Source organism: Micromonospora sp. C28SCA-DRY-2, assembly GCF_030519475.1.
Taxonomy (GTDB): domain Bacteria; phylum Actinomycetota; class Actinomycetes; order Mycobacteriales; family Micromonosporaceae; genus Micromonospora.
The window spans coordinates 782,796-799,732 of the sequence record NZ_JAUMKD010000003.1 but is presented as its reverse complement, the minus strand read 5'-3'; the positions used below and the strand labels follow the sequence as shown (position 1 = coordinate 799,732).

At 75.2% G+C, this 16,937-nt stretch carries 13 protein-coding genes and 4 pseudogenes; 9 read left to right on the top strand and 8 right to left on the bottom strand.

The window, feature by feature from the left end; genetic code table 11:
* Positions 1-46 precede the first annotated feature (46 nt).
* The 5 genes from Q3W71_RS17230 to Q3W71_RS17210 all read right to left on the bottom strand — a co-directional run bounded on the left by Q3W71_RS17230 (position 47) and on the right by Q3W71_RS17210 (position 4,527).
* Complete coding sequence (locus Q3W71_RS17230) at positions 47-208, bottom strand: hypothetical protein (protein WP_302920351.1); 162 nt, start codon at positions 206-208, stop codon at positions 47-49.
* A 279-nt stretch (positions 209-487) separates the two neighbouring features.
* Complete coding sequence (locus Q3W71_RS17225; RefSeq protein ID WP_302920350.1) at positions 488-1,609, bottom strand: acyltransferase family protein; 1,122 nt, start codon at positions 1,607-1,609, stop codon at positions 488-490.
* A complete protein-coding gene (locus Q3W71_RS17220; protein WP_302920349.1) occupies positions 1,606-2,514 on the bottom strand; it encodes an alpha/beta hydrolase in 909 nt (302 codons plus the stop codon). Before Q3W71_RS17220 ends, Q3W71_RS17225 begins: the two co-directional genes overlap by 4 nt.
* Before the next feature lie 100 nt (positions 2,515-2,614).
* A complete protein-coding gene (locus tag Q3W71_RS17215) occupies positions 2,615-3,289 on the bottom strand; it encodes a response regulator transcription factor (RefSeq protein WP_302920348.1) in 675 nt (224 codons plus the stop codon).
* A complete protein-coding gene (locus tag Q3W71_RS17210; RefSeq protein ID WP_302920347.1) occupies positions 3,286-4,527 on the bottom strand; it encodes a sensor histidine kinase in 1,242 nt (413 codons plus the stop codon). The genes Q3W71_RS17215 and Q3W71_RS17210 overlap by 4 nt, the downstream gene beginning before the upstream one ends.
* Positions 4,528-4,684: 157 nt before the next feature.
* Here Q3W71_RS17210 and fabG point away from each other — a divergent pair, with 157 nt between their 5' ends.
* The 4 genes and pseudogenes from fabG to Q3W71_RS31005 all read left to right on the top strand — a co-directional run.
* The gene (gene fabG, locus Q3W71_RS17205; protein WP_302920346.1) at positions 4,685-5,389 is read left to right on the top strand and encodes a beta-ketoacyl-ACP reductase; all 705 of its coding nucleotides are present in this window, start codon (positions 4,685-4,687) and stop codon (positions 5,387-5,389) included.
* 37 nt (positions 5,390-5,426) lie between these two features.
* Complete coding sequence (fabI, locus tag Q3W71_RS17200) at positions 5,427-6,194, top strand: enoyl-ACP reductase FabI (protein WP_302920345.1); 768 nt, start codon at positions 5,427-5,429, stop codon at positions 6,192-6,194.
* Between the two features lie 117 nt (positions 6,195-6,311).
* Positions 6,312-7,340, top strand: coding sequence for a ferrochelatase (locus Q3W71_RS17195; protein ID WP_368050776.1), 1,029 nt, complete (start codon positions 6,312-6,314; stop codon positions 7,338-7,340).
* A gap of 87 nt (positions 7,341-7,427) precedes the next feature.
* Positions 7,428-8,039, top strand: a pseudogene (locus Q3W71_RS31005) (HAD hydrolase-like protein); the annotation flags it as partial.
* A 242-nt stretch (positions 8,040-8,281) separates the two neighbouring features.
* On the opposite strand, the pseudogene Q3W71_RS17185 reads toward Q3W71_RS31005, so the two are convergent.
* Positions 8,282-9,003: pseudogene (locus Q3W71_RS17185) on the bottom strand (hypothetical protein).
* 649 nt (positions 9,004-9,652) lie between these two features.
* Between Q3W71_RS17185 and Q3W71_RS31000 the strand changes: the two are divergent.
* Both Q3W71_RS31000 and Q3W71_RS30995 read left to right on the top strand, forming a co-directional pair.
* Positions 9,653-9,733, top strand: a pseudogene (locus Q3W71_RS31000) (hypothetical protein); the annotation flags it as partial.
* A gap of 134 nt (positions 9,734-9,867) precedes the next feature.
* Entirely contained in the window at positions 9,868-10,038 is a 171-nt protein-coding gene (locus tag Q3W71_RS30995; protein WP_368050774.1) for a hypothetical protein, read from the top strand.
* A 996-nt stretch (positions 10,039-11,034) separates the two neighbouring features.
* On the opposite strand, the gene Q3W71_RS30990 is transcribed toward Q3W71_RS30995, so the two are convergent.
* Together Q3W71_RS30990 and Q3W71_RS17175 are read right to left on the bottom strand one after the other, a co-directional pair.
* Complete coding sequence (locus Q3W71_RS30990) at positions 11,035-11,250, bottom strand: hypothetical protein (protein WP_368050772.1); 216 nt, start codon at positions 11,248-11,250, stop codon at positions 11,035-11,037.
* 325 nt (positions 11,251-11,575) lie between these two features.
* Complete coding sequence (locus Q3W71_RS17175) at positions 11,576-11,827, bottom strand: hypothetical protein (RefSeq protein ID WP_302920342.1); 252 nt, start codon at positions 11,825-11,827, stop codon at positions 11,576-11,578.
* Between the two features lie 508 nt (positions 11,828-12,335).
* Here Q3W71_RS17175 and Q3W71_RS30985 point away from each other — a divergent pair.
* The 3 genes and pseudogenes from Q3W71_RS30985 to Q3W71_RS17160 all read left to right on the top strand — a co-directional run bounded on the left by Q3W71_RS30985 (position 12,336) and on the right by Q3W71_RS17160 (position 16,920).
* A pseudogene (locus Q3W71_RS30985) lies at positions 12,336-13,426 on the top strand (SPFH domain-containing protein).
* 827 nt (positions 13,427-14,253) lie between these two features.
* Positions 14,254-14,499: a hypothetical protein gene (locus tag Q3W71_RS17165; RefSeq protein ID WP_302920340.1), complete on the top strand. Its 246-nt coding sequence runs from the start codon at positions 14,254-14,256 to the stop codon at positions 14,497-14,499.
* A gap of 210 nt (positions 14,500-14,709) precedes the next feature.
* Positions 14,710-16,920: a transglycosylase domain-containing protein gene (locus Q3W71_RS17160; protein ID WP_302920339.1), complete on the top strand. Its 2,211-nt coding sequence runs from the start codon at positions 14,710-14,712 to the stop codon at positions 16,918-16,920.
* The last annotated feature ends 17 nt before the right edge of the window (positions 16,921-16,937 follow it).

Sequence of the window (16,937 nt, the reverse complement as noted above, 5' to 3'; positions counted from 1 at the left end):
GCGGCGCGCCGGCCGGTCGTGCCGGGGCGCGCCGGGCCGGTGCGGGTCAGTGACCCGCGCCGGCCAGTACGAAGACGACGGCGACCCAGACGGCGGCGAGGGTGAAGCCCAGCGGGGCGAGGTAGCGGCTCATGGACAGCTCCGGGTGGCGGCTGGACGGCCCGGCGTGCAAGGGGCGCGGACCGTGCGGGTGGATCAGGACGCACACACACGAAGTCGTGACCGGGCGGCTCCCGGAGCGCCGGCCCGGTGGGCGGCGCGGCACGGCCGCCCCGGCGATCGGCCGGGAAGCGGGCGGTGCGGGGAGCGGGTCAGCTCACCTGCTGAGTCGTGGCTCAGCGGAGCGGACGGTCGGCCCGGCCACGACTGGGAGGATCGCTATCTCGCACAGCGATCACCTCCTGCGGTCGGCGGGGCCCGGAACGCGGGCCGCACGACGGCCCGCAGACGCCGATCATCGTACACCCGCCGATGCGTGCCCCCGCACTCAGCCGACCGGTCGCGCGACGCCGTCCATCGGTGGGCGCCCGGCCCGCCGGGCGGACGCCGCGTCGCCGGTCACCCGCCCGCGGACCAGCACCAGCAGCACCGCGGCCAGCACCGGCAACCAGCAGAGCCGGGCCACCAGCCAGCCCGGACCGTCCGGCGCGGTGTGCAGCCCGGGCAGGGCCACACCGGCGCGGGCGGCCAGCACGGTGACCCCGACCAGCACCGGCTGGTGCCAGAGGTAGACCCGCACCGCGTGGCGGTTGACCAGGCCCACCGCCCAGCCGGGCCACCTCCGCCCGGTCAGCCGGGCCAGCACCGGCCGGGCCGCCAGACCCACCCCGACCTGGGTCACCGCCAGGGCCACCGCGAGCAGCGACGGCGGGTGCAGGTTGGACACCGCCGCGCCGGGCACCCCGACCGCGCTGACCGGGTAGCCGAGCGCCAGCAGGCCGGCCAGCCCGGCGGCTCCGGCGCCGGCCAGCCCGAGCGCGGACCGCCGGCCGGCGAGCCGGCCGTCGGCGTGCGCCAGCCCCAGCAGGTAGGGCACCGCCCACGCGGCCAGCACGGCGACCGGCAGCCGCCCGGGGACCTGCGGATGGAGCCGGCCGGCCAGGTCGGCCAGGGCCACCACGGCCACCGCCGGGAGGGCGCAGCGCAGCGCACCCCACCGGCGTACGGCGGCGCGCAGCGGTGCGGTCAGCGCCACCAGGACGAGCAGCGGCAGCAGGAACCACAGCGGACTGACCGTCAGCGTCAGCGCCACCGACAGCGTGCCGTCCGGGGTGCCCAGCACGGTGGCGGCCAGCAGCACCGCCGCCCCGATGCCGAGCAGCGCCACGGCGGGCAGCACCAGCCGGCGCAGCCGGCGGGCGAGCCAAACCCGGCCACTGGGCTGCCGGGCGGCCGAGCGGGCCGAGGCGTACCCGGCGGCGAAGAAGAACAGGCCGAGCGTCTGCAACAGCCAGCTGGCCGGCGCCAGGGACGGCATCGCGGCCAGCGGGCTGGCCTGGGTCAGCGTGCCGTCCGGGGCGAGCACCAGGCCGGTGACCAGCCAGTGGCCGAGCACCACCCCGCCCACCGCGTACGCCCGCAGCGCGTCGATCGCGCGGTCCCGGCTCACCGCGCCGCTCCGTGCGTCGCCGTGGCGTCGGCGGTGCCGGTGAGCACCACCGACGCGACCGCTCCCAGGGTGGCCGCCTCCGGACTCAGGTACCGGTCGTGCCCGCTCACCCCGGTCACCGGCAGCGGCCGGGCGCCGAAGGCCGGGTCCGCCGGCCGGATCCCGTGCCCCAGCCCGGGCAGGCGCAGCTGGGGCACCCGACGGATCCAGTCCGTCTCCGTCTCCGCCGCCCAGACCCGTACGCCGCCGAGCCGGTCCGCCCGGTCGGCGCCGGCACCGATCCCGCCGAGGGTGACCACGTCGGTCACCTGCGCCGGCGCCCGCACCGCGGCCAGGCCGACCACCAGCGCGCCGTAGCTGTGCCCGACCAGGGTGACCCGGGCGCCCGGCCGGCGCGCGGCCAGCTCGGCCAGCAGGTCGGACAGCGCGGCGGCGCCGCGCCGGGCGGCGGTCGTCCCGGCCGCCGTGAGCACCCCGTCGGGCGGGTCGTAGCCGAGCCAGGCGAGCACGGCGACCCGGGCGCCGGGGTCGGCCGCCCGCAGCGCGGCGTGCAACTCGGCGGCCTGCACGGCCGGCGCGCGCCGGGCCACCCCGCCCAGCCCCCGGTCGAAGTCGCGCAGCGTGCAGCCCACCCCGGGCACCAGCACCGCTATCCGGTCCGCGCCGGCCAGGTCGCCGACCACCTCGACGGCCAGCCCGTCGCCGCGCGGGTCGAAGGCCAGGAACCGCCGGCCGCGCTCGGCCCAGTCGGCGTACGGCGCGCCGGCGGCCCGCATCGCCGCCGCCGTGTCCGGGTACCGCTCGACGAAGCCGGCCGCGGCCACCGGGGCCGGCCGCGCCGGCAGCACCACCCCGGCGCCGAGCAGTGTCGCCAGCGCCACCTTCAGCACACCCCTGCACCGCATCACCGCGCTCCCTCCGTGTCCGTCACGGTGGGCAGCGTGCGGTGCCGGCCACCGCCGGCGCGTCACCCCGGGGAGCCGTCCTCGACCCGGTACCGGGGGACTACTCCCCGGCGGCGACCAGACCCGACTCGTACGCCAGCACCACTGCCTGCGCGCGGTCGCGCAGGCCCAGCTTGGCCAGGATCCGGCCGACGTGCGTCTTCACTGTCTGCTCGGCGACCACCAGGTCGGCGGCGATCTCGGTGTTCGACCGGCCGCGGGCGATCAGCCGCAGCACCTCGGTCTCCCGCGGGGTCAGCGCGGCCAGTTCGGTGGGGCGCGGGCGGCGCCGCTCCGGGCGGGCCGCGAACTCGGCGATCAGCCGGCGGGTGACCGCCGGGGCGAGCAGCGCGTCGCCGCCGGCCACCACCCGGACCGCGTGCACCAGGTCGGCCGCCGGGGCGTCCTTGAGCAGGAAGCCGCTGGCCCCGGCGCGCAGCGCCTCGTAGACGTAGTCGTCCAGGTCGAAGGTGGTCAGGATGAGCACCCGGGGGCGGTCCGCCGGGCGGTCGGCGGGGCGGTCGCCGAGCAGCTTGCGGGTGGCCGCCAGCCCGTCCAGCACCGGCATCCGCACGTCCATCAGCACCACGTCGGGGTCGAGCCGGCGGGCCGCCTCGACGGCCTGCGCCCCGTCGGCGGCGTCCCCCACCACCAGCAGGTCCGGCTGGGCGGCCAGCAGGGCGCCGAAGCCCTGCCGGACCATCGCCTGGTCGTCGGCGATCAGCACCCGGATCATCCCGTCCCGTCCTCCCCGTCGCAGGGCAGCACCGCGACCACGGCGTACCCGCCGCCGTCGGTCGGCCCGGCGGTGAACGTACCGCCCAGCGACAGGGCGCGTTCCCGCATGCCGGTCAGCCCGTGCCCGGCCCGGCCGGCGCCCCCGGCGGCCGGGCCGCCGCCCCGGTCGTTGGCCACCCGGACCTCCAGCGCACCGGCCGCACCCCGGATCGTCGCCCGCACCTCGGCGCCGGCCGCGTGCCGGGCCGCGTTGGCCAGCGCCTCCTGCACGATCCGGTACGCGGCCAGCCCGACCGGCGCCGGCGGCTCGGCGGGCACGTCGACCGCCAGGGTCACCGTCATGCCGGCCCGCCGGGCGGCCTCGACCAGCCCCGGCACGTCCGGCAGCCCGGGCTGCGGCGCGGTCTCCGGGTCCGCCGACTCGCTGCGCAGCACGCCGAGCAGCCGGCGCATGTCGGTCAGCGCCTCCCGGGCGGCGCCGGCGATGGCGGTGAACTCGGCCCGGGCGGGCTCCGGCACGGCGTCGAGCCGGTACGGGGCGGTCTCCGCCCGCACCGCGATCATCGACATGTGGTGGGCGACCACGTCGTGCAGCTCCCGGGCGATCCGGGTGCGTTCCTCCAGCACCGCCCGGCGGGCCTGCTCCTGCTGGCTCCGCTCGGCCTGCTCGGCGAGGGCGCGCTGGCTCAGCCGCCGCCGCCGGATCTGGTCGGCCAGCAGCAGCGCGCCGATCACGAGCACCGTGACCCCGTGCGCGTTGGCGCGCTCGGCGACGAAGAGGTAGACCGGCAGCAGGGTCGCCGCCCCGGCCCAGAGGGCCACCCCGGTCTCCACCCGCGTGCCGAGCACGATCAGCACCACCAGGTAGCCGAGGATCTGCACCGGGTTCCACGGCCACGGCTCGTCGGGGCCGGCGCGCACCACGCCGAGGAAGAGCAGCGGGTAGGCGAGCCGCCACGCCCACAGCGGCCACCGCACCGCCAGCGCCACCGGGACGGTGGCGCCCAGGCCGAGCGCGACGGTGTACCCGTCGGCCAGCCCGCGGTTCTCCTCCAGGTACTGCGCGGCCGCGGCGGTGAGCCCGACCAGGGCCAGCACGGCGAACGGGACGAGGTAGGAGCGCCAGCCGTGCCAGCGACGCCGGGTGGTCGCGGGGCGCGGCGGCACGTCCGGGCCGACGAGCAGCCGCCGCAGGTCGTGCAGGGCGACGCGGACCGGATTGTCGGGCTGGGCCATCCCGGCAGGCTACGACGACGGCACCGCGCCGGTCGTGCCACCACGGGGTGACCCGGGCGTCGTACCCCGGTGTGACGTGCCCACCGTTAGCGCTTACCTGCCGGTAACGCCTAGGCTCCGACGCGTCCGCGCAGACGACGACGCTCTAGGGGGATCCGTGGCCCGTACCGTGCTGGTGACCGGAGGCAACCGGGGGATCGGCCTGGCCATCGCGCAGGCCTTCGCCAAGCAGGGCGACCGGGTGGCGGTGACCCACCGCAGCGGCGAGCCGCCGGAGGGGCTGTTCGGGGTCCGGTGCGACGTCACCGACTCCGACTCGGTCGACGCCGCCTTCACCGCCATCGAGGCCGAGCTGGGGCCGGTCGAGGTGCTGGTGGCCAACGCCGGCATCACCGACGACACGCTGCTGCTGCGGATGTCCGAGGAGCAGTTCACCAACGTGCTGGACACCAACCTGACCGGCGCGTACCGGTGTGCCAAGCGCGCCTCCGGCAAGATGCTGCGGGCCAAGTGGGGCCGCATGATCTTCATCTCCTCGGTGGTCGGCCTCTCCGGCGGCGCGGGCCAGGTCAACTACGCCGCCAGCAAGGCCGGCCTGGTCGGGGTGGCCCGCTCCATCACCCGCGAGCTGGGCAGCCGCAACATCACCGCGAACGTGGTGGCCCCCGGCTTCATCGACACGGACATGACCGCTGTGCTGACCGAGGAGCGCCGGGCGGAGATCCGCAAGTCGATCCCGGCGGGCCGGATGGCCAGCCCGGACGAGGTCGCCGCGGTGGTCACCTGGCTGGCCGGGGACGGCGCCGGGTACGTCTCCGGCGCGGTGATCCCGGTCGACGGCGGCCTGGGCATGGGCCACTGAGCACCGGTCACTCGAGAAAGTACGGAGGAACCCCTGTATGTCCGGACTGCTGGCCGGTAAGCGGCTGCTCGTCACCGGCGTGATCACCGACGCCTCGATCGCCTTCTCGGTGGCGAAGCTCGCCCAGGAGAACGGCGCGCAGGTCGTGCTCACCGGCTACGGCCGGCTCTCCCTGGTGGAGCGGATCGCCAGGCGGCTGCCCGAGCCGGCCCCGGTGATCGAGCTGGACGTCACCAACCCGGAGCACCTGGCCGGGCTCGCCGACAAGGTGCGCGAGCACGTCGACGGCCTGGACGGGGTGGTGCACTCGATCGGCTTCGCCCCGCAGAGCTGCCTCGGCGGCGGCTTCCTCGACGCGCCGTGGGAGGACGTGGCCACCGCGCTGCAGGTCTCCACGTACTCGTACAAGTCGCTGGCCATGGCGGCGCTGCCGCTGATGTCGCCCGGCAGCGCGGTGGTCGGCCTGACCTTCGACGCCACCAAGGCGTGGCCGGTCTACGACTGGATGGGCGTGGCCAAGGCCGGGCTGGAGTCCGCCTCCCGCTACCTGGCGCTGCACCTGGGCAAGCAGGGCATCCGGAGCAACCTGGTCGCCGCCGGGCCGCTGCGCACCATGGCCGCCAAGTCGATCCCCGGCTTCGAGCAGTTCGAGGACGCCTGGGCCGAGCGCGCCCCGCTGGGCTGGAACCTCACCGACCAGGAGCCGACCGCCCGGGCCTGCCTGGCGCTGCTCTCCGACTGGTTCCCGGCCACCACCGGCGAGATCGTGCACGTCGACGGCGGCTACCACGCCCTCGGCGCCTGAGCTTCGCACCGGCCGGCGCCCCGGGCATCCGGGGACGCCGGCCGCCGCCGGGTCGCCTGGGGCTCACGCATCTGGGGCGCCGGCCCGACTCCGGCGGCGGCGGGGAAGAATGGGCCCATGGCGTACGACGCGGGTGGGTGCTGGCGTCCCTTCGGCGGCCCGGAGCGGCCGGAGGACGTGATGCCGTTCCCGCAGAACGTGACCCGGCGGGGCGTGCCGCCGGAGCGGCTGGCCGAGGTCGCCGAGCACTACCAGCACTTCGGCGGGGTCTCCCCGATCAACCAGCAGAGCCGGACCTGCTCGCCGCGCGATCCGGGCCGACTTCGCCGCCCACGGCCTCGACCGCCGGTCTACCGGGGCAACCGCAACTGGCACCCGATGCTCGCGACACCGTCACGCAGAGATGCGCGACGACGGGGTGACCCGGGCGCTCGCCTCGTCACCAGCGCGCCTGGCGGCTACTCGTCCTGCCGGCAGTACCAGGGACGACATCGCCGCCCGCGCCGCGGTCGGCCGGACGCCCCACTGATCGACAAGCTGCGCCAGTTCAACCACCCCGGCTTCGTCGAGCCGCACGTCGACGCCAGGCGGGCGGCCCTGGCCCAGCGACCCGCCGGAGCGGGCCGGCACCCGGCTGGTCTTCACCGCCCACTCCGTGCCGACCTCGATGCGCCGCCAACGCAGGTCCGCACGGCGGCCGGTACGAGGCGCAGCTGCACGAGGTGGCCTGGTGGTGCACGCGGCGGCCGCCTGGACCCGCCCTGGGACCTGGTCTGGCAGAGCCGCCCGGCCCGCCGCAGGTGCCGGCTGGAGCCGGACGTCAACGACCACCTCGCCGCGCTGGCTGCCGCCGGCGACACCACCGCGCGGTGGTCAGCAGCCGATCGGCTGTCTCCGACCACCTGGAGGGTGGTGTGGACCTGGACACCGAGGCGCGCCAAACGGCCAAGCAGCACGGGCCCGGACTTCGAAGTCCCGCCGGCACCCCCGGCATCGATCCCGGTTCGTGACGATGGTGCGCGAACTGGTCCTGGAGCGGGATCGAGCCGGACGGGATCACCCGGCGCCGCCGCCTCGGCGACGCCAAGCCGTGATGTGGACACTGCCCGACGGTGTGCTGCGTGCCCACCTCGCCGCCCCTCCTGACCTTCGGCGGATGACCGCCCGCCCCCAACGACCCTTGGGACGAGACACCATGCGAGCGCAGGGACCGTGGAGAGCTGGCTGACCGACATGGACGGCGTGCCGTGCACGAGGGGCAGCCGGTGCCGGCGCGCCGGAGTTCGTCAAGAAGCCCGGCCTCCGGCAAGCCCTTCCTGGTACCCCACTCAACAACTCCATCTACACCCCGCGCGACCTGCGGGCCCGCGCGGCCGGATGGGGCTCGACGTGCCGGAGGAGGCGATCCGTCGTCTCGCCCTGGCCACCGCGCAGTTCCTGGCCGACCAGCGGCCGGGCGGCACCGCGTACGTGATCGGGGGGAGGCCGGGCGACCACCGCGCGCGCGCGGTCGGCTGCGTGCCCGACCGCGCCGGACTACGTGGAGCTGGGGGAGACCCGGACCTACAGCTTCGAGGCGATCACCAAGGCGATCCGGTTGATCAACGACGGCGCCCGGTTCATCTGCACCAACCCGGACGCCACCGGCCCGTCGGTGGGAGGGGGGCGCTGCCGGTTGCCGGTCGCCGCGATGATCTCGAAGGCGACCGGGGTGGAGCTCACTTCGTCGGCAAGCGAACCCGATGATGATGCGCTCCGCGCTGAACACCATGACGCGCACCTGGAGTCCACGGCGATGATCGGCGACCGGAGGACACCGACATCCTCTGCGGCCTGGAGGCCGGGCCGAGACCATCCCCTGGTGCGCTCACGGACTGCGCACCCGCGCCGAGGCGGAGCGCTACCGCACCGCCGTCGCGGGATCGTCGACCTGTCGCCGACCTGCTCGACGAGGTCATCGCGCCGGGCGGTCAGCGCCCGCGCCGCCCGTACCGGCGGAGCAGCGGGCGGACCACCCAGCACGCGAAGGACGCCTCAACGGCGGCCAGGATCCAGGTGAGCGCGGTCTCGACCATCGGCGCCTCCCGTCAGGGGCGCAGCGGGGCGCTGCAGGCGGCCACCAGCGCCCGCCGGCAGGCCGCGGTGAGCGCGGGCGCAGCGCGGCGTCGCGCTGCTGCGCCTGTAGCTGTGGATCGCGCCGCCCGGCGCGGCGTGCCCGGCCAGGGCGAGCACCCGGTCGAGCACGGCGGGCCCGGGCGAAGAGCCGGCGGGCCCGCGGGTCGAACCCGGGCGGCAGGTCGGTGGTGCCGTCCGGCCGGCGCAGCGCCTCCAGCGCCCCGGCCAGCCTGGGCCGCCACTGCGCCACGTCGAGCCGGGTCAGCGCGGCGGTCGTCTCGGCGCCAGCGCGGCGGCCAGTTCCGCCTGGCCTCGGCCGCCCTGCAGCTAGGCGAGCGCCGCCGGCGCGTTTCGCCGGCAGCGCGGTAGACCCGCCAGAGCACCGGGTCTCGAAGGTGTCGCCGGAGCCGGAGTGCGCGCGCTCGGGATCAACCAGGCCACCGGCGACCACCGCCTCGCCGGCGGCGGCGCCGCGCCGGCGAAGTCGCCCGGCCCGCGCAGCCCGCGCGGGTCGCCCGCGGCGCGGCAGCCAGCCGGATCTCGTCCAGGAGAGAGCTTGGCCAGGGTGGGCAGCGCGTCGCGCAGCGACACGTCGGTCCAGGCCGGGCGCGTCCGCGACGAGGTGTTCCTCGGCGCCGGCGATCGCGTCGGCGACCTCGTCGAAGGGGACCAGCCCGGCGCGCCACGCGCGCACCCAGGCGACGAACTGGCTCGACTGGCGCGGCGCGAGCGTGGTCGCACCCGCTGCGGGGTGGGTGGGACATGCCGGAAAGTGGGTGGCGTGGTCTCCGCCGCCCCCCTGTCTCGACTGCCGCCGCTCCGACCGTTCCTTCTGCCGTCGATCATGGCATCGTGGTGGGGCGGAACGTCGATTTCGCCATTGCTGGCCGCGACCCTCCCGGCCGGCCGGCCGGCCGGGCCGCCGGGCCGTCGGCGTGTCGGGTGTGGGGCGCCGGTGGGCGGTTAGTTTTGATCGGCATGGCTGGGCGGGTATGCGGACGACGTGCTGGCGGGGACTGGCGGCGGCGGAAGGTCACCCCGAGGTGGACGCGGAGCCGGACCTGGTGGTCGAGGACGCCGAACCCGGTTCTGCGGGCGCGGTGGCCGCTCGACGTCCGGTGCCGTGGTGCTGGAGGACCCGGCACGGACGCCGGCGCAACTTCCCGCTGCTGCCGGCCGTCCCTGCCTCGACGGCGAGCCGGTGACGTTGCGCCGGCCTCGCCCGCCCCCGGTCCCGGCTGCGCGGCGCCGCACCGCCTCCGGGGTCGATCGCTGTCGAGTAGCGCGCCGCCTAGGTCGCCAAGGCCAGCGGATCTGGGAGGGGCATCCACGACGCCGCCCTGGTGGAGCGGATCTGGGGCGACGACCTGCGGATCGAGGGGCTGGTAGGGAGCCGCTGGACGGTATCGACGCGCTCGGACGCCGAGGTGCGCGCGTTCGCCCCCGGCCCCGGCCGGCGGCTCGGCGTGCTGGTCGACCACTGCGCCCGGCTCCAAAGGAGAGCTGATCGTGGCGCAGGTGGTGACCTCCCGCACGTGTTATCACCGGGCACCCGTACGTGGATGTGCAGGCGCAGAAGCCGAAGGCGTTGGGCATCGCGGCGTGGTTGTGGTGCTGCCGGGGCGGCCGTGGAAGGAGGGCGTCTGCGCGGGCGCTCGGGGTGGCCGGGCCGGCGGAGATGTGGCGGCACATCCTGTCCCGTCGGCCGCCGACGTGGAGACGCCGCTGATCAACGCGATGGAACGGCTCATCGACTTTCGTCACCGAACCCGCCGAGCGGCGCGCCGGCTGGATGGCGGGCGTTCAGGTCGGGGCGCCGTCTCGGTTGTCGGGCCTGGGTGGGTCAGGGCCGGGGGGCCGCCAGCCCGGCTCCGCTTTTTTTTTTTTTTTTTGGTTAGGTTGATCCCTCCGCCGGGCACGGCGGCCCCCGGCCCGTCGGCTGCGGCCCCGCCCGTGCGGGGTGCGGCGCGGCGCCACCCTGCCTATCGGGGTGACCTTGCCGCGTCCGTTGTCGGGCTTCCCGCCTCCCGCCCTCCGTCTGCGTGTGCTCAAGATCGCGCTCGATCCTGGGGTGAAAAGTGGCATCGGGTGGCTTGCGAGGGCACCCCATCCGGATGTTACGATCTTGGCCGCGCCCCCGTGCTGGTCCTGGGTCCGGGCGCGGGTCAGGGTTCCTGGTCGGTGGGGTGGGGAAGAGGAAGGGTGGCGATGTCGAGGGGCCGCCACTCGCTCAGCCGTCGCGGGAGCACGGGGAGGATTCCCGCCGCCCCGGGGCCGGAACGGCCGCGCCAGCGGTCGGTCCTCGCCGGGGCGAACGGTCACCACGCTCGCCGCGTGCGGGCGACCAGCTCACCGGTGGCCGCGTCCCAGCTCAGGTCGAGGGTGACCCCATCCACCACCAGCGGCCGGTCAGCTGGCGACCCCGGCCGGCGGGGCGGCGGCGGTCGAGCTGCCAGGGGCTGGAGCGCCGGCTCGGCGTCCAGCACGGTGAGCACCCGCCGCCCGAGCGAGCCGATCCCGCCGCTGCGGAAGCGCCGTACGAGTTGGCGAAGCCGACCACGGCGGTGCGGGACGGGGGTGCACGGCCAGGGCGGCCACGTGGGCATCGAGCCGCTAGCCCGACGTACACCCGCTCGCCCTCCCGGTAGAGCTCCAGCCTCCGAGGCCGTGCCCGCCGTCACCCACGAGTCGAGGTCGCTGATCACCACCGGCGCGCACATCTCGGTCAGCGTCCTTTCCGGCGGCCAGCACCTCGGGGATCGGGGTCGGCGAGGAAGGCGGCCCAGCGGGCCAGGTCCTCGACGGTGGACCAGGAGGCTGCGGCCGGCGCCATCGCCCGGGTGTCGGTACGCGGCTCCTCCCGCAGCGTGTCGTGCCACGGGTGCAACGCACACACAGCCGCGGGCGAAACGGCTCGGTCGCCGCGTACGGTGCGGCGCATGCCCAGCGGCTCCAGGATCCGCTGCCGCAGCAGCTCGGCCCAGGGTGCCGGTGATCCGCTCCAGCACCCCCGCCGAGCAGCCCGTACGCCAGGTTGAGTAGTGGTACCAGCGGTGCGGCGGGTAGGCGATCTTGTCGGCGGTGACCCCGCACAGCAGGGTGGCCAGGTCGACGCCCCCGGCGCGTCCCACCACGGTCCGGCCGCGCTGCAGGCCGCTGGCGTGCCCGAGCAGCTGGCGCAGGGTGAGCGAGCCGATCGCCGTGCGGGGAGGTGCTCCGCCAGCGGGTCGCCCCAGCGCCGCAGCCGGCCGGCGTCGCGCCCTGCATCACCAGGGTGGCGGGCCATCATCGTCTGCGTTGATCGAGCCGATCCGTACTGCAGGTCGGCGTCCGGGGCGGTGGGGTGCCGCCGGCGGCGGCGAGTGGGCCAGCGCGCCGTCGCGCACCACCCCGATCACCAGCGAGGGCGGCGCGGCCGGCGGATCAGTGGCGACCAGTTCGTCGACCTTGCGGGCGGTCTGGCAGCAGGGCCACGGCGTCTCCTCGACCGGCGGTGTGCCGTCGAGCTTACTGATCATGGCGAAGAGGTCGCGCGTGATTTCGTGTCACGGACGGTGACGCCGTGCTGGGACGTGCTGGGTGTGGGATGGCCGTCGCCGAGATCTTCACGACGACGCCTCTTCCTGATCAGCCTGCGGTCGGCGCCTTCGCCGCGGCGGCGCCGCGGCGCTGGGCGCGCCGGTGGGTGGCGGTGGCGATCGTTCGCCGGGTGTAACGGCGCGGACCGTGCTGGCCGCGTCCGGCCGACCTGCCGGCACCAGCGCTCCGCGCTGGCCAGCGGCGAGCAGCCGTTCGGGGTCGAGGCGATCGAGGGCAGCAGCGCGCTGGAATGGAGCGGGTCGACGCCGACAGCGGCCCCTGCCAAGATCGACGGCGAAGGGAGCGCCCGCCGTACGACGCGGGCCAGGTCTTCGACCCCGGTGAACGGCAGTGATCCAGGTCCGGGGTGTGGACCGGCCCTGGTCCGCGGGACGACGTTTCTTCCTTCCGGCGAGCTACCCGGACGCGAAAAGGTGAGTACATGGAATCGTGTTCCCAGTCCCGCGGATAGCCGTGGCCCCTGATCGCGGTGGTCACCCCGGTCAAGGCGGTGCGGATCGCGCAGCAGCGCCAGGACGTGGAGCGGCCGGGTAAGTAAAGCGCACGCCCAAACCTGGGGCCCAACCTCCTGGTGCCGTTCATCGATCGCGGTCCGTACCAAGGTCGACATAAAAGGAGCAGGTGGCAGCTTCCCGCCCCAGCCGGTGATCACCCTCCGACAACCTGGTGGTCCGATCGGACACCGTCCCTCACGCAAGGTGGTCGACTCGGTCCGCCGACGTACGAGATCTCGAACTTCCCTCCAGGCTCGAGCAGCTTCACTGTCACCACGCTGCGCAACGTCATCGGCTCGCTCGACCGGGAGTGGGCGGACCAGCCAGGAGGAGATCAACCGGCACCCGCCGGGTGTGCTCGACGAGACCACCGGCCGGTGGGGCACTCAAGCGTCACCGGGGTGGAGATCGGCGATCGAGCCGCCGCCGAGCATCCGCGACTCGATGGAGAAGCAGATGCGCGCCGAGCGGGACCGCCGCGCCATCCTCAACGCGGAGGGCCACAAGCAGTCGCAGATCCTCACCGCCGAGGGTGGAGAAGCGCAGGCGGTGCTGCGCGCCGACGGTGACCGGCAGGCCCGGATCCTCCAGCCGAGGAGGCCAGCCATGTGATCCGGACCGTCTTCGACGCGATCCACCAGGCCAACTCCGGAGCCGAAGAAGGTGCTCAGCCACCAGCCTCCAGGCGCCGCAGATCAACGGCAGCGCAACAAGGTCTGATCGTGCCGGCGGAGCTGCGGAAAGGCCCGGAGGGGCATGGGCGGGCGCCCGGCGGGTTGAGGATGTGTCGAGTGACGAGCCGGCGCCGGAGGGGCCGCCGACGGGGCGGTGAGGAGGTCGAGCGCGAGGCGGCCGAGGCCGCGCAGGCGGCGGCCGCCGCGCCCAGCAGATCCACGACGAGGTACGCGTCGCCGAGGCGCAGGGCCAGCGGCGGCAAGCCGCAGGGGGCTGCCGGCGCCCGAGCCGGTCTCGCGGCCGGCGAGTCTGCTCAACGACCCGGTCGACCAGCGCGAGCGCGGCTGACCGGTACGGCGAGGCGGGTCGCCAGGGTGCTCCTCCGGGGGCGCGCCTGGCGGCCCGCGGTCGCCGTTTCTGGGACATCCGCACGCCGTGGCGCTTCGCCGGTTGCCGGCCGCGCGTGACCCGGGAATGCAACGCGAAAGCCGCTCATGCCGGCTCCGATCGCCGCCAACCATCGTCCGAGGACGGGCGGTGACCAGGCAGCGGGCACCGGGGCGTCCCGCGCCGCCTCGTCGGATGAGCGAGGTGACGCACGAAGGACCCGGCGAAGCGGGTGTGGTCCACGGCCCCGGTCCCCGGCGCGCATCAGACCGACCGGGGCCGCCTCGCGCCGGTACCCGGCGGGGGATCGGGCGTGCTGCCCTTCAGTGGGCGAGGCCGGACCGGCCGGCCCCGCGACCAACGCCGCGGGCACCGTCGGTGCGCCGCTTCGCCCGGGCGGCGGGTGGCTGCTGCCCGCGTACGCTGTGCTCTACGGCGTGGGTGGCGATGGCCAGCGACGGTGGATGCCGGCAACGACCCGTACCGGCCGACGGCCGCCCGCTGTACTCGGCTGGGTGGGCGCGGTCTGGCTGGGGCTGCCCTGCTCGCGCTGACCGGGCTGCTGGCCGCCACCCGCAGCCGTCGGCGGCCGCCACCGGGCTGCTGGCCAGCATCGCCGGCTGCACGGTGCCTGCTGCCTTCGCCGGCCTGGCGGGAGCAGACCCCGGTCTTCGGCACCACCGCCCGGACGCCTGTGCTGGTCGGTGCGGGCCTGGTGGCAGCATCGGCTGGCTGCACCGGCTGGTCGGTGGCCCGCTCCGGGATGTTGCCCAGCATGGGGTGACGGGGTGATGCTGATGATCGCCGCGCCGCTGCTCGGTCTCGGCGGGGCGCTGATCGGCCTGTTGCAGACCTTCTTCGGGGCGATCTTCGTGCTGATCGCCGGCATCGGCATCGGCTACCGCCCGGCTGCCTTCATCCCCGCCGACATCGCCCGCGACGCCGCCACCGCCAGCCTAGCCACCCCACCACCCACCACCCCCACCGGCCCCACTGGCCCCCTCCCCCACCTAACCCACCCACTACTCCACTAATTCACCTGATTCCACCCACTCCACCCCGTCGCCGCTGGTGATCATGAGGTTGGCGGCAGTGGAGATCCACCTCGCCGCCAACCTCATGATCAACCGGGTGCGGGCGGGGGTGGGGGGGGGTGGGAGGGGCGGGAGTGGGGGTGGTGAGGTGGCTGACAAAGGGGGGAGTGGGGTGGCCGGTTGGTGGCATTCGCGGTAATTCTGGGGACCATGGCCCCGCCCCGCTCGCCGCTGTCGCGGCTGTTCACCGTGCTGCTCGCCGGCGTGCTCGCCGGTCTCGTCCTCGCGGTCGCCGCGCTGCCGGGGAACCTGCTGTTCGGGTTCGCCGCCAAGGCGGCGCTCGGGTCGTACGCCGCGCTGCCGGAGGCGCTGCGCACCCCGGCCACGCCGCAGCGCTCCTACCTCTACGCCAACGACGGCAAGACGCTGATCACCACGTTCTACGACGTGAACCGCAGCGACGTCCCGCTCTCCGAGATCGCTCCGGTGATGCGGCAGGCGATCGTGGCGGCCGAGGACCGGCGGTTCTACTCGCACGGCGGCGCGGACCTGCGCGGGCTGTTCCGGGCGCTGGTGGCGAACGTCTCCGGCGGCGGCACCGAGCAGGGCGGCTCCACGCTGACCATGCAGTACGTCCGGAACGTGCTCAAGACCGACCCGAGCCGGACCGCCGAGGAGCGCGCCGCGGCCACCGAGCAGACCGTCGGGCGCAAGCTCCAGGAGATCCGGTACGCGGGCGCGCTGGAGGAGCAGCTCAGCAAGGACGAGATCCTCAACCGCTACCTGAACATCGCGTACTTCGGTTCCGGGGCGTACGGCGTCGCGGCGGCCAGCCAGCGCTACTTCGCCAAGTCCCCGGCCGACCTCACCCTCGCCGAGGCAGCCCTGCTCGCCGGCCTGGTGCAGTCGCCGGAGGCGTACAGCCCGATCGACGGGGACGCCGAGGCCGCGCTGGAGCGGCGGGCGTACGTGCTCGACTCGATGGTCGAGACCGGGGCGATCACCGCCGAGCAGGCGGCGCAGGCCAAGGCCGAGAGGCTCACCCTGCGCCCGACCGCGCAGCCGAACGGCTGCACCGCGGTCGCGCAGGGGCGCGACGACTGGGGCTTCTTCTGCGACTACCTGCGGCAGTGGTGGCTGGCCCAGCCCGAGTTCGGCGCCACGGTCGAGGAGCGCGAGCAGGCGTTGCGCCGCGGCGGCTACACCGTGGTGACCTCGCTGGACCCGCGGGTGCAGGCCACCGCCCAGCGGGAGGCCACCCGGATCTACGGGTACGGCAACAAGCGGGCCGTGCCGATCGCCGCGGTCGAGCCGGGCACCGGCCGGGTGCTGGCGATGGCGGTCAACCGGCACTACAGCCTCGACGCCAACCCGGACGGGCAGGCCAACCGCCCGAACACCGTCAACCCGCTGATCTCCGGCGGCGACAGCGTCGACGGCTACCAGGCCGGCTCGACGTTCAAGCTGTTCACCATGCTGGCCGCGCTGGAGGCCGGCAAGCCGCTGGCCACCGGTTTCGACGCGCCCAGCCGGCTGCCCACCCGGTACGCCGCCGAGGGCGAGGGGAGCTGCGACGGCCGGTGGTGCCCGGCCAACGCCAACCCCGAGTGGATGGACGGCTACCGGATGATGTGGGACGGTTTCGGCCGTTCGGTGAACACCTACTTCGTGTGGCTGGCCGAGCAGGTCGGGCCGGAGAAGGTGGTGCAGATGGCACAGCGGCTCGGCATCACCTTCCGGGCCGACGCCGACGCCGAACTCGCCCGCGAGCACGCCGAGGACTGGGGTTCGTTCACCCTCGGCGTGGCCGCCACCACCCCGCTCGACCTGGCCAACGCGTACGCCACGGTCGCGGCGGAGGGCACCTGGTGCGCGCCGCTGCCGGTGGTCTCGGTGACCGCGCCGGACGGCGAGCGGGTGCCGGTCGGCGACCCCTCCTGCAAGCGGGTGCTGGACGCCGACGTGGCCCGGGCCGCCACCGACGCCGCGCGTTGCCCGGTCGGCCAGCAGTCGCCGTACGGGCAGTGCAACGGCGGTACGGCCACCGCGGTGAACCGGATCCTCGACGGCCGCCCGGTGGCCGGGAAGACCGGTAGCTCGGAGCGGAACGCCACCGAGACGTTCGTCGGGTTCACCCCGCAGGTCGCGGTCGCCGGCATCGCCGCGAACCCGGACGACCCGACCGACTCGGTGGGCTCGGCGGTGCAGGCACGGGTGATCGAGGCGGTCGCCCGGGTGATCGCCACCGCCGTGGACGGCAAGCCGGAGCAGGCGTTTACCGCGCCCAGCCGGGACCTGGTGGGCGACCCGCGCCGCCCGGTCGAGCGGCCCCCGGTCGTCCGGGAGCCGTCCGACGAGCGGCGCCCCGCCGACGACGACCCGCTGGCCGACCTGCGCCGCTGGCTCGACCGCCGAGGCTGACCGCGGGCCGTCCGGCG